Origin of the sequence: Microcystis sp. M20BS1 (assembly GCF_020245305.1) — a bacterium.
GTDB lineage: Bacteria > Cyanobacteriota > Cyanobacteriia > Cyanobacteriales > Microcystaceae > Microcystis > Microcystis ichthyoblabe_A.
Genome location: NZ_JADBUZ010000015.1, coordinates 1 through 14,264, shown reverse-complemented (window position 1 = coordinate 14,264; position 14,264 = coordinate 1). Strand labels below are relative to the sequence as shown.

The window sequence follows — 14,264 nt, the reverse complement described above, 5'->3', positions numbered from 1 at the left end:
CCCTTATTTCAGAACTTTTATATAATTACGTATAGAAGTAGCAAATGGATCTCTGTTAAAATCTACCGCAAAGGCTACGTCAACAAGAGCGAGTATCTGATTATTAGATAGCGTATCAGGATTTATGACGGGATCAGCATTTAATATTGCTTGTGCCTGATTCTTTGCTATTTGTTCTACTTGTATAGACGGAGTAGAATGGTTAATAGTAGCCTGGCCAGTTGTAGCATCTGGGGCCTGCCCTACCACTTGATTAGTCGGCGTACCCAGCTCATCAGGTAGTTGCTCTACTATATCCCGTATATCACCTGTATTAGCTACTCTAGGTACTATTGGAGACCTGCGATTAATCTTTTGCTTGACTAGATTTAATATACTTTCTATCTGACTACCTTCAACTATTGCCTGTTTATTCTCTAGATTGACCCTTACTGTCTCTCTAAGTACTGAATCCGTTATCGGGTAGTCTTCTAGCTCTGCAGTAAGCTGGTTAGCAACTGCTTCTTCTGATATGACGCCCCCTCCCGTAATAGAAATAACCTTATTAGCTGGAGAGGCCGGCGCAGATACAGGTGTATTACCAGCACCTGTATTAGTTTGTAATGTATTGTGGGGTGATCCTACTGGTACAGCTGGTGCGGTTAATGTATTCGTAGGTATAGGTACTATAGAATCAATAGTATCGAATGTATAGTCTATAATAATAATAGGTTCATCATCAATAGAACCTACAGTAGGGCTTGAGGTAATTGGGGTACCGTCAGGATTAAGTGGAAGAGGTACTTCCTCTTCTGGAGGTTTTACTAAAGTAACTCTTATATTACCAATTAATCGTTTATCTAGTATCTCGTTAAGTATTCTGAGAGCTCTCTTTTTATCAGAGATATTTTCAAGAGCCTTGAGCTTCTGGATCTCAGTGGCGCCTGGGCGTAGAGTATTAGCAATTTTTATAATGTTATTATATACACCCTCATCAGTTATAGCTCTGGGATACTTCTCATTATATTCACTGAGTACCTGATACCTTAAACTAGTCGCAACGCTGTCAGATACGCCGGGCCTAACATTCTTAATATAATTAACTAATTCGGCCGGGTTCATGTCCTGTGGCCTATAACCTTCTCTGTACAGAGTAGTGGTTAACGAAGCAGGATCATCTTCTACTGGAAAATCAACATTATTACGTATAATTTGTCTAGCACGTAGTACTTCTTCAACATCAGCACTTGGATAGTTATCGGCTATCCATCTAGACGCATCATCTATAGATATATTCTCATTACGCATTTGGATGGCTATGTCGCCACTTTCTTGATTTACCTTATCTATATTAGGAATATTCCTTCTTGTTAAGGTTGACTGCGTATTAACAGCATTATTAGTCCGAGCTATATTACCTAGGCCAGGAGTTATAAATCTAGTGAACCTAGCCGCGACGTCACTACTACTAAGATAATTCGAGGGAGGTTGTAGTATGCCGGGAGTGGCGCGCTGTGTGAAGTTCACTGCGCTACTCTTAGCCTTATTAGCAGTAGAGAGAATAGCACTACGAACGCCTTGAGTAGACTGAGCCAGGCTACCAGTTATCTTAGCACCTGGCCCAGTATTTAATATACCATTCTTTAATACAACCTTACCTGCGAGTCTTGCTGGGATAGATGCAACCTTAGTACCAACACCAACTACCTTGCCGAGCGCCGCAGTTTCTATTTTAGTAGGAGCCAGTATAGTTACTGCGTCCCTGGCTGCCTCAACAGCTGTGTATTGCCTATTATCTCCATTAGCAACTGTATTAATGAGATCACCCGTAGCAGCCCCTGCGGTGAATGCTGCTGTTACTACTCCTCCTACAATGTTAATAGTCGTAGGTACGGAGCCCGCGGCTACAGTAACGGCCTGCACCGTAGCCTCAATACTTGCTTCAGTATGTATAAGTTTACTGTATTCTTTCATTCTTAAGTTTTTCTATTGCTTCTCTATCAGTTACTTCAAATACTTGTCCTATAGAGACGACGTAATATCTACACGTCCTATCCTTATCACATACCTCATGTACGCTAAGGCGCTGACCGGTGGGGTCAGGATCCCCGCTCTCCCATTGAGAGAGTGTTTTGCCATCGATTCCCTGCTCAGCCATTTCAATATCATCAATTATAGCCAGGGCGCCGTCCACCTCACTGGACAGCTCTTCTTCTGTAGTCCGGCTTATAGGCTCTTTGAGACTGGCGGGTATGTGTTCTATCTTAGTTATCTCACACTTATCCTCCGTTAGAGAGCGCGTCTCGAATTGTAGTGTATAGTATGTTCTATCACTACGCGCATGTGCTACCTCGAGTAGTGATAGGTGTCCGCGGAAGCGGGGATTACCTGTCTTAGCTGAACGTATCACCCCCTCCTTTACGTCGAAGGCCTGGTAGCGCGCCATGTTAATCTCTACGTCTAGATCAGCTCCGCTTAGGTATGCGTGCTCGTAGAAGCTCTGCATAGCGCCATAAGTATCTAGCTTAGCCATAAGAGTCCCGACCTTATCCTTACCAGTAGCATGAGATAGATAGGTAGCCGGGCTCGGTTTATCGCCATCCACTCCAGTGAACATCCCTACTACAGTTATCATCACACTATCTATCCCCATGTGCTGGTAGATAGGTGTGCTGCCTGGTACCCGCAACTTAGCAATATTAGCCTTAACTCGTATGTGTAATCCCGGCAGTGCGTTGGGTACATCCTTACTCGCTGTCATAGGTATGACTGAGTCCATAGCCGGCAATAGACTAAAGAAATAACTCTTATTAGTGTCTACTTGTGTAACCCTCATACCCCAGTCCGCCGCAGGTGGATACGTTATAGTCGGCTCCTGTTTAGTTGTTAATTTGCTGACATCCCCCTTAGAAGTATCTACTTCACTACCTGTAGGTATGCCTGTACTACGCGGAGTGACAAGTCTTGCTATATAGTCTCTGGCCTTGTCTTTTCCTTCCTGGGTGAGGCTAGTCGTGGTAGGCAATGTAGGAATTGTTCTGAGGTACTTTATAGCCTCTTTTCTGGCTTCATCATTTAATTGGTCTTTATCTAATAGTTCTACAAGAACATTTATATCGAGATTGTAGGGAGGGGAACTAAGATAGAAGCTAACGGGATACTCCCTACCTGGTACTACATCATCTAACCCCAGCTTACGGCTAACTGTTGTGTTAGGTGCGGCGGCCGTTACTCGTGGGGGAGTATTGCGAATAGTCGCCCGCATACCTGGAATATTAGGATTACTATTACCATCTCTCTCAATTATTGGGTTTACTTCAGCTAATACGCTGTTTCTTAAGGAACCATCTGCTGTTGATAATAATTGAGATAGAAGATTTATATAAGGAGTACTACGACTACTAGGTACTTCTCTTAGTTTAAAAATAACCTCATTAATAGGTAGTGGTGCATTTGCATCCTGTTGACCTAATAATTCAAAGTACGCTACTCTAACGGGATGACCTAGTTGTATAGTGCTATTTAAAGATAAGGTATTACTCACGCAGGCTCTCCACTATTACTAAGAATTGGGCTATGGTGTGGTCAGATAGATAAGAGGGTATATGAATATACTGCCCGCGGTAATACAGCTCTCTATACGTATTAGTCATACCTGCCGTTAGGAGGCCTAGTGGTAGCGTTGTTAGGTAATCGAGCTCCTCATCTGTGAAGTCAGCTATAGGGAGGCCTTGTAATAGTAGGGCCAGTCTATTATCGTAGCCCCGCGCTGCCAGCTGTGATACAGTACGACGATATAGTGCCCCTGCGATGAGGGGCACAGCGTGATTAACTGGTATACGCTCTACTATACTCTCTAATATGTCAGACACTGCAGGCTCGAGACATAGGGTAATCTAGTTATGGTGCCGCTTACAATTATTTGTAATCTAATGCGTATGCGATTTCTGACCAATGGTACATCATTATCACCCTGACGCACTAATACAGTGGGAGTGAGGTCGGACAATGTAGTCTCATTCTCGATAAGCGGTATATTACCATCTACCAGCGTAGTGGTAGGAGTAGGCATTTCAGTCCACGTCTGGCCCCCATTGGAGCTGGCACTGGCTACCACACGACTACCCTGCGGTAGAAAGGCGCGGTATATAACCTTGACGTTAGTGTAGTCACGCGTAGGATAATCTATGCTGATCCAGGTAGCTCTAGAACGGGCCCGCCCTATAATTAGCATACTCCTGTTGAGGTAGACTATAGGTGTCGTACCTGTAGTGAAGAGCACTAGCCTCATCTCTAGATTATCTGGCAGCTCCGTAGCTCGCTCGGGTAAGGGCACTAGCTCCTGCCCTTCTCTATAGAAGGTAGAGAATGAGCCCCCCTGACCTAGGTTATAACTCCAGAGGCTATTGAGCTGTGTTAGGTCTACCTGAGTATCTGCCTCAGGCGCTGGGCTATAGGTGAAGTCTATATAGCCTGTCGAACCTAGACTCCCTCCTATTAGCTGGTATGTTAGATCACTATTGGTCTGTGGCTGCCAGTTACTACCACTGCGTGTCAGGAGGTAGCCGGGTATGTCGGGCCCCTCCTGGTTTCGTGATATAGCAGGCTGTGCGTTTGTATTGATGTGCATAGAACCTGGGCTAGTGGCACTAATAACCACGCAGTAACTACCTGCCACTAGATTGATGGGCGGGTCGAAGGTTAACTCTACTGGTGTATCAGGGCTACCGCTCGTTACCTGTAGGCGGACCCGTCCTAGCTCCCTCTCCTCTGGTATATTATTGGGTGCTGCTACTAGACTCACCCAAGCGCTTATGGCCCCCGCAGAATATAGGCGTATACCCGTTATAGTATTGGCTGTTGATAGAGTAAATAGCTGTGCCATACCCTCCCTGACCTGTACTATAACTGGTACGGGGGCTCCAGTGGAACCAAACTCCAGACATTGCCCTATTGTCCATCCACTTCCTGTTGCTGTTATAGATAGTGCTGCGCTACTAGAAGGGACTGCTATATTTGCTATTAGTATACCGTTGACATCAGCCCTATAGCGCCCGTCCTCTATAGAGCCACGGGTTACTGTAGCCTGGGGAGCCCGTCCGTCTATCTGTAATACTATACCACTCTCTAGAGATAACAGACCCTGTATAGTGATTGTGACCTGTACTGCCTCGGTGGCTATAGTGAGACGCCCTACCTGGTACTCGATGCGCCTTGCATCGGGTGCTACTACTGGTGGGTTGAGCGTCATACGCACGTCTCGTGTCTGGGCTGCTAGTACCAGACTGCCTGTAGCGCGCCGTTGATCAATTATGACGCCAGGGGCAGGTCGTAGATACGCCGTCTGCAGGCTCCCTCCAGACTCCGTTATGGTTACATTACTACTACTGCTTATAGCTAGGTTATCGGGCCTGATTGTGTTGTACGAGGTCGGTAGTGTCATGTAACCCGTCATAGCGCAGTCAAAGCCAGGAGCTGTGATGTCAGTCCCCAGTGTATTCTGGAAGGATTCTACGAAGCCGCTCTCTAGAATACGCGGGGCCCCCGAGTAGAAGTTAAGTCGTTCTAGGGCTATATCTATAGCCTCCTCTCGTAGTGTGTTCAACTTAACCTGTAGATCTCGCAGTAGGCCGGGCTCTACCCATCTATTATCGCTGGCTATTAATTTACTATTACGTATACGCGCTAGCGTGAGGGGCCCCGTACCTATTCTCACCTCACCCTTCTTATCTATGACGATCTCACCACTAACCACCATGGGCAGATAGACAGGCTCGTATAGATCCACTATCTTACCATCTATGAAGGCCCGGCCGGGCTGGACGGCCAGACGCTGAATAGGTTGGTTCTGTGTTAGGTCTATCTCTAGTGCATTATCGAAGCGTAGACCCAGTACCTCTAGGCCTCGCTGGATGTAATTGCCGTACACCTCCTTGTCTACTAATTCTATGGCCTCCTCGAGTGATGCTACCTTACTGCGCGGGGCCCGACTGAATCGCTTACCATCGTATATGAGTATCTGGCCCCCCGATATCTGCAGGAATGGGTAACCGTCCTGCCCTACTACTGGTTCAGGGAATAGGATACTGCGCCCATCATAATCTATCCGGTATATGCGGAGTGTAACATTGGTGTTACCAGTTATAGTTAGCTGGGCTGGGTTGATGCGATACCAGCCCTCCTCCTCTATATATATCAGACCACCCTGTATTGTTAGATTGGGGGGCGCCCATATTATATCTACCTCCGCTAGGTAATAGACATCGTATAGACTGCGGCTCATCTCCTCTACCTGTAGGTGTAAGAGATCCTGCATCTCTATGAGCTCTCGTGCTTGTAGGGGGCGGCCATCCGTGAATAGTAGCTTAGTTCGTTCCATATACTACTACCTCCATTATAGATGGCACGTCTGTTGTCGAGATTCCAAATGCGTCTATAGACCACTTCAGCTCTCCACTACGCGGGCCGGGAGATACATACACATAAGTTAGGCGAGATAGTCCTAGTCCTGCATCTAGCGTGACTGTGGTTGGGTTGCTTAGAACGTGCCAGCCCCCCGTGCTGAACTGTATCCTCACCTGTAACGTACTCGATGGCGGCATTAATGCTGTTATGGCTACTGTAAATCTCGTACTCGTCTGCAGGATAGGCTGCCAGTTAGATATATGCTGCGTGGGTGACAGGTTACGATAGATGGATACTGTCCCTATTTCTAAAATGGGAGCTAGGGCTGCCGTACCTGTAGATACTGCACGTAGATAGAGTATAGACTCTACTCTATCTAGACATACAGGCGTATTGGGTGCTATGGATATCCAGTTAGGATTCACGCCCACCTTGTACTGGTAGTCTATTGTGCAGCCTGCGGGTACTATGTCTCGTACATTGAGGGCGAAGGCCGTCATACTGGAGCTATAGCTACCTAGGTCTATACTAATCGGAGTCGTCGGGAATACAGCGCGGTAGAGTCGCATACTAACATCCTCTCTCTCGTGATTAGAGATGATAGTACCATCACTAGTCCAGAGGTTACCATTTATGCCTAGCTGCTGTCCTATTAGTAGCCCCGCATCTAGTATATCGGCCTCTCCTATCTCACTAGTGAATACGCTCCAGTCTCCCTCTGTACTGCGGAAGCCTAGTGTATAATACTGATCCTCCTTGAGATAGATAGGAGTAGGGAATACGTATTTAGTCCAGAGCCGCCCCTGTATGTCAGGTAATACGGTTCCACTGACAAGGGCTTCCCCTAGCAGTATCTGCCCTGGTGTAGTAGCTGTACCATCCCGCAATGATATAACTAGGGCCCCTGATGCCGGCGCCGATGCTATCCTTATATCAAGGCCGCTCAGGTACATATCAGAGGGGGCCTGAAATGTCTGCATCAGTGGGTCGAAGCCTACCCTCGGCATCAGGGGGAGGGGCTGAGTATCTATTGAGGATGATGGTAGGCCCCAGGAGGCCGCCCCGCCTAGCGCTACGTGGGTCAGGTTATTATTGAATATCGATAGCGTATTACCCACACTCAGTGTATCAGACTGTAGCACTACGGCATGGACACCGGGGGGTAGTGCGGGTAGGAATAGCTCGACCTCGAGTATGCCATTAGAGCGGGGCCGGAACGCGAATGGTAGGGTGCCCGATATCGGTGTGTTATTAATTGATACTGCAGTAGTCATGATAGTGTCAGCTATCAGTAGTTGATAGCTGCCCTGGGGGAGCCCCTCTCCTCGTATAGTGTATCGTATGTTCTGGGCCCGCGCCTTATCTATCTCCTCGCTCCCCATTAGGTTAGCGCCTATAGCTGGTATAGCCTCACCTGCTGATATAGCCTCTCGTACACGACGAGATAGTCGCGTGAACTCTGCTCTATTCCCCTCATTGATAAATCGATAGAGGGGATTACTAGTGGAGTTGAATAGAGTGGCTCCTCGGACGGCCAGCTCGTCGCAGGGGTTAATCCGCCCTAGATCGCGATTAGCCATGATGACTCTACGGCAGTATAACCGCGGGGCTGTAGTATGCTGTATACTCCTCTCTTTCGTCAACTTAGTTTGCTCGAGGAAGATACTCTCTGTATATGTAGGTACTACAATGTAGGGGTCTCCTGCGTTATTAGGTCTAGCCGAGGGGGCCGTTGCTCTGACATCGCTATATACTCTATTGGATGTCAGACTATTAGTTAGAGGCGAGAGCATACCTGTGCTCTCCGTTAGATTAATGCCGCTACTATTCACTAGGGCATCGATAGATGTATAGTTGGGTACGGCCCCTGTATTAGTGAAAGCCAGCCCCTCTGCTCTAGTTGTGAGTCGTAGTCTATCTATATCATCTGATAATGATGATACGGCGCTGGCTAGCTGCCGTATACTATCGTAATTGACAGGGCGACAGTCGATAGGCTCAATGATGGCGCTATTATTACTTATAAGCACACGTGCTAGTGGTAATACTGAACCACTAACGGCAGGAGGCTGTGGATTAACTCCTACCTCACCATATATGACAGCAGGCTGCCCCTCCTTATCTAGAGTCACTATAGCTATGCGGCTGAGGAAATAGCTATAGTCTACCTGGAATGTGGTATTAGGTGCGGGGCTCCGTGTACCAGTAAATACTATAGTGTCAGTAGCCGTCAGGAGATTGAAATCTACTCCTAGTGTTAATTGACTAGAGTACGTATACGTCACAAAGTAGGTAGTACCAGGTGCCGGTTCTAGAGCTCCTGTGCCATTAGGAGCCCACTCTAGTCTACCACCATCGAGAACCTGGAAGTCCCGGCCCTCTGCGTAGTTAGTGGAGCCCTGGAATACCCGTTTCACACTAGATACAGTATCTCGCCCTAGGTAGTCACTAGTGCCAGGTGTAGGCCCGCGCACTATGGCAGCCGTATTCTCCTGGAGCGTAGCTACTAGTCGCGTTACCTCCTTGACGGGTCGGCGAGTTAACTTAAACTCATTAGTATTGGCTGCACCTCCAATGGGACCGCTGGGCACGTCGACGCGTAGTATACTACTGGGGGCCCCTCCTGTGATAGTGATACCTATGGTAATGTTCACTAGGTTAGACGTAGTACCTATACCTATGGACTCCATGACGAGTGTTGGCCCATTACGGCGAAAGGCTATGGCATCTCGGAGTAGATTACGGGCTGCATCCGTAGTAATGTTGGTGCCGGTAATAGTACTATTATTATCAATACCAGTAGCTATGCGAGCTATTATGTAGTCTATGAAGGTTTCTACTGAGGTGGCTGCTGAAGTATTGGCCGTCACAGTTATAGTCGAGTTATTGATAGGGGCAAAGCTTATGCTTACTTGGGTACCCTGTGTTACTACATTAGCCCATGTAGAGGCTCCCTGCAGCGATATGGTGCGGTTGGCTATAGCAGTTATACCTGCATAAGTAAATGTAGCCGCCGTTACTATCTGACTATCTGTGGTACGCTGTAGCGCTAGGTTTACTGGTGTATCTATAACTACTCTACGCCCCACAACGTAGGCTACTCCAGGTGCCAGTGACATACCAAGTGAGGACTCTGATCTACGTCGGGCCTCCTCTAATTCTGCTAGCCCACCCCGTGCTGCCGTCTGTCTCTCTCTGTAGGTAGCCTCTAGTGTAGCTACCAGGGCCTTCTCTTCCACTACACGCGTTTCAAGATCAGCGAGTATAGTCAGGTTAGCGGGTGTGGGGCTGACACTACTTATATCCCGTGCGTCCTCTAGTCGCAGTAGTAATCCATCTAGTCTACTCTTACTCTCTAGGTATAGGTTACGTGACTCAGTAGCCCGCGCCTCTAGTGTAGAATAGTTATCATTGAGCGTCACTAGACTAGTATCAGCTAGAGTACGGGGGCGGTCCAGGAGCGCTAGGTTCAGCCCCCGCACGCAGAAGTTACCGTGCCTCTCAAATACTCTCTCTGCTAGTGTCTCCTCGATACCACCAGGTAGATCCCTCGCTCTATTAATAGGTATTCCATTGCGTATAGAGTAGAGGGGATACCCTCGCCCCGTAAGGACTATACTACTATTAACTACTAATCTAGATGCCCCCCGGGGCCCGTATTGATTGCCGGCCCGCATACTCTCATCCTCGAGTACGGTAGTAGTGACCTCGAGATAAAATGTAGTCTCTCCTTCTCGTGATACCTGAAAGCGCGCGGGCTTAGTCTTGACTACTACGCCCGCAGCATATACACGGCCTTCAGTTATAAGGATATCCATAGTCGTACCGTCATCACCTACGACAACTAACTCTACACCCGAGAGTATAGTACCATCTCTATAGAGCGTATCCATACCAGTCTGGAACTGGCCCTGCACTATTGATTGCATCTCTAGGAGGTCCTGTGCCACTAAGGGTTGGCCGTCCTCTGGTAATACTTTCACCCAATTACTATCGAGGGTATAATTCTCGGGGTATTCTGGTCTTTGTAATATAGACATCGATTAAATAGGTAATATGAATTTAACGCGTGTGCGGTCAGTAGGGGTTGCGTGAGTCACGGGAGTGAATAGGAGTGCCATCTGTGCAGGGCCTGTGTCGAGCCATTCGCCGGGTAGCCAGAAGTCAGCATTAGTATTCGCGCTTGTTTGTAATACTACATCAGTTAGCAGTGATGCAGAACGGAAGGCCCCGGGTACCTGCTCACCGGATACTATTGCCTCTACGTATAACGCCTGGGGTAATAAGCCTAGGAGTGATGTGAGGTCAGCTCTACCGTTAGGTATTATGTTCCAGCGCTGGTCCCCCTGTATAATATCACCGCCGCTCTCTACTCTATAGGCCAGTGATACTCGGTGAGGGCGCAGTATAACCTGTGTGCTCAGGAATGCAGGGTCCTGTGGTATAGGTCTATCCGGCGGCTCATCTATATCTAGTGGGTTATCGGTGGCCCATGTCGTATAGCGTCCTATTCCCACGCGTAAGGGCAGTGTGTCTCTCATCTGTATCAGACGATATAGTCGCCCTTCTGGTGTAGTCTTACTTATGATGGTAGTACTCATTATCTCACTATGGCGTCTTCTATTATGGCATTGACTATCTCGCGACTGGTTATACCAGCACTAATCAATGAGTTCTGACGAGGCCCGTCGTATGCTGTAGCCCCTATTCCCGTTATATATACATTCTTTATTAGACGAAAGCCGGGCTTAACTAGTGGAAATCTAACTAATATTGGATCAGCAGGATAATTCATTGGCCACGATGGGTAGAAGCCAGTTGCTAATACAATAGAATCCACACCTGGTATCTCTCTACTATTAGTTATGCGGGGCATCTCCTTGTAATTATACTGGGCTAGCTCATTGGCTATATATGGTGTGATGCTGGGCCCCCACCTCTTAACACGAGATAGGTACTCAGCACGCTTATTTAATGAGAGGGTTCTATAGTATCCGCCCAGCGCTGTCTTATTATACCAGTGCGTGTAGGATGGAGCAGGATAATTATCTATACGGTACCCCCCGTGACTCCAGGTAACTTCATTGTTCTGCGCTAGGTACGCTACTGCCTCTGCCGCGCCCTGACCGCTACCTAGTACTAGAAGGCGTTTATTACGTGCCGGGTGCTTCAAGTAGTGACTGAGCGTATGAGTATCGTAACCCACTGTCCAATCAGGCACGCGCTGCTCTCGTTGTCCTGTAGCTATAACCAGGGGGCCCTCCTCCAGGGGGCCTATCTCTAGACCCATGCTCAGTGCTCGTTGTAAGGCCCACTGTAAGTAGCCCTCGAATACATCCCTGTTACATCGTTCCTGCACTGCCTCTATCTCACGCTGGCTCCCCAGTATAGGCTCTCGTTGTAGGTAATGACAGAGGCTGTAATCAGCCCCCTCTATATTAGTACACAGATCGAAGGAGATAGGACTCCTCATCTGTAGATTGGGTACTACTTCATCTTTACTCCAGCTGCTCAGGGGCCTCGGGTCCCATGCGCGTGCAGTTAGACCTCGACTGAGTGCTTCTAACGCTACTGATAGGCCGCGCGGGCCTAGTCCCATTATATTTACAATCACGAATTATAGTCTCCGTTATATACCGTACGCCGGCGCTTAACCATACCGTCTGATCTATTGTACCTAGTGACAGTGCAGTATCGCTAGTCTCTACTATACGCTGCGCCTGCCATTAACCTGAATGCTAGACAGGTTCCCAGGAGTACCAATCTACGCCATCCCATGTGAACTCTGCCTGTATACTCGTGCTGGTATTACCCAGCGTCAGTACGGTAGCGCTAGTATTGGGATTCTTAACTAGAATATTAAACGCGGGCGCCAGATTCAGTATACGGAAGCGCGTACCCACCGTAGGATTAAGCGGTAATAATACATCTCTGTTCGCACCACCAGGGTCTAGATGTTGTGTACCGGCGCTGGATAGTGTGAGAGTCAGCGCACTAGTGAGAGTCTGTCTATTCAGTGATACCTGATTACTAAGGTTAGTCGCATTCCATTTACTGGTAGTGGCATTCCACGTCAACACCTGGCCCTGCGCAGGGCTAGTGATAGCTACATCAGATAGACTTGCTAGTAGAGTGCCGCCTTCACCATTAACTGCACCCCAGCGCAAACCAGTGGCTGTAGTGCTATCGGCCAGTAATACCTGGCCGTTGTTACCTACGGGGAGCCGACTTAATGCTGTAGCTCCCCGTACCAGTAGATCCCCCTTATCTACTATGGGTAGAGTACTGGGGGCCTGTTCAGAGCGCACCCATTTATTAATAGTGTTATCCCAGACTATAGTGTCCCCATCTTCTAGATCAATACTATTTATACTCACGTCTGATAGTCTAGTCAGAGGGAGAGATTCATTGGCCCAGTCAGTGCCATTATATCGTAGTACTTGCCCCGCGCTAGGAGTTGTTATGTCTAGCGGTAAGAGAGGAATAAGCGCGACGGCCTCCCATTCACTGCCCGTCCAGGTTAACACATCATTATTATTGGGATCTGGCGTATTAACATCAGCAATGTCATTAAGTGATAGAGGGGCCTGCCACCGTAGCCCCGTCGTCGTTGCAGAGTCAGCCACTAAGAAGGTGCCATTAGCCCCTATGGGCAGACGGGCATCAGTAGTACTATATGTATGTAGATCGCCCTTAGTAGTAAGAGGGCTAGTGAAAGTAGAACCACCACCAGTATCTGGTGTGGTAGGAACCCAGTTACTAGTTGCGCTATTCCACGCTAGGTACTGCCCATTAGTAGCTGCTGTATCGCTGACATTCAGTAGATCAGATAATTCTGCCAGCCCGATACGCGCATCTACTCGAGCGCTTGTATAATAGAGGTTAGCCCCCTCAGGTAGATCAGTAGTATTAGCTGGACCCGCCCCTCCTGGCACCAGAGTAGTAGGTATCCAGTTACCACTCTGATATGTTAGAACCTGACCATTAGTTACGCCTGCAGTATTAACATCATTAAGGTCATTGAGCAAGGCTCTATCTAACCGTAGCCACTCAATACCATTAGAATAATAGGCACCCCCCGCACCATTGACTGCAGCAAACATACCTCGGTAGGTATTAGCTGGTGGTAGACCACCTATATTAGCTATATTGGTGCTCCACCTAATAGTGCCTGTAGTGTGGATGTTATTATCACCATCTATTAAATTATTGAGCGCAGTCTGTGTGTTATTTACATCATTTAAATTATTGAGCGCCAGTAAATCCCCCCCACCAGATGCTGTAGCATTAACCCAGTTAGTACCATTCCATGTCAGGCCCTGCCCTATAACAGGAGTAGTTATAGTCACATCACTCAGCGTATTAATACCAGTGCTGTTTATATGCGTTCGTACCCAGGCAGTAGTGGCTAACCGCGTGTTATTGTCACCACTAGGAGGTGTGGGAGCAGTGGGGGCCCCGGTTAGTGCTGCGTTATTGATAGGGGCCCGCGTTGTCAGGCCGGGTACGGTAGGCGCTGTTGCCGTACCACCTAAGTCGCCGGTTAGCCTGATAGTACCTAGTACGCTGGCTGTAGCGGGCCCAGGTAGTAAGGTACTCAGATTAATGCGGTATGGTGTTACTGTTCCATTACGAATTAGTACCATTACCATTGAGTCTCCAGTTATTATACTGGGGAGTAGTGGTAATGCTAGTGCAGTCTCTTGAATAGTCATATAATTTGCGTTGTAGTAAGGATTAAATGTTAAGAGTCATATTAGATGCCTCTGGACTCTAACTTGTGGGATGACTTTTTTCTCCCACACTATATATTATAATATTAGGGTAGCTCATATTTAACCATAACCCTGAGAGCAGCGGCCTGATATGTAGCGCATACT

Annotated in this window: 5 protein-coding genes; all 5 read right to left on the bottom strand. The window is 47.8% G+C overall.

Annotation, left to right across the window (positions count from 1 at the left end):
* Positions 1-3: 3 nt before the first annotated feature.
* Positions 4-1,953, bottom strand: coding sequence for a hypothetical protein (locus IM507_RS01530; protein ID WP_287636391.1), 1,950 nt, complete (start codon positions 1,951-1,953; stop codon positions 4-6).
* Positions 1,937-3,523 carry a hypothetical protein gene (locus IM507_RS01525; protein ID WP_287636390.1) on the bottom strand — a complete coding sequence of 529 codons (1,587 nt, stop codon included), beginning with the start codon at positions 3,521-3,523 and terminating at the stop codon, positions 1,937-1,939. Before IM507_RS01525 ends, IM507_RS01530 begins: the two co-directional genes overlap by 17 nt.
* 312 nt (positions 3,524-3,835) lie before the next feature.
* Complete coding sequence (locus IM507_RS01520; protein WP_287636389.1) at positions 3,836-6,358, bottom strand: hypothetical protein; 2,523 nt, start codon at positions 6,356-6,358, stop codon at positions 3,836-3,838.
* Complete coding sequence (locus IM507_RS01515) at positions 6,345-10,424, bottom strand: DUF4815 domain-containing protein (protein WP_287636388.1); 4,080 nt, start codon at positions 10,422-10,424, stop codon at positions 6,345-6,347. The genes IM507_RS01520 and IM507_RS01515 overlap by 14 nt, the downstream gene beginning before the upstream one ends.
* Before the next feature lie 560 nt (positions 10,425-10,984).
* Positions 10,985-11,857 (bottom strand): SidA/IucD/PvdA family monooxygenase, encoded by an 873-nt coding sequence (locus IM507_RS01510; protein WP_287636387.1) that lies wholly within the window; start codon positions 11,855-11,857, stop codon positions 10,985-10,987.
* Positions 11,858-14,264: the final 2,407 nt, after the last annotated feature.

What these genes read in the sequence shown, in the direction of transcription:
- IM507_RS01520 (WP_287636389.1), bottom strand. Translation starts at nt 6,358, where the DNA reads ATGGAACGAACTAAGCTACTATTCACGGATGGCCGCCCCCTACAAGCA.
- IM507_RS01530 (WP_287636391.1), bottom strand. Translation starts at nt 1,953, where the DNA reads ATGAAAGAATACAGTAAACTTATACATACTGAAGCAAGTATTGAGGCT.
- IM507_RS01510 (WP_287636387.1), bottom strand. Translation starts at nt 11,857, where the DNA reads ATGAGGAGTCCTATCTCCTTCGATCTGTGTACTAATATAGAGGGGGCT.
- IM507_RS01515 (WP_287636388.1), bottom strand. Translation starts at nt 10,424, where the DNA reads ATGTCTATATTACAAAGACCAGAATACCCCGAGAATTATACCCTCGAT.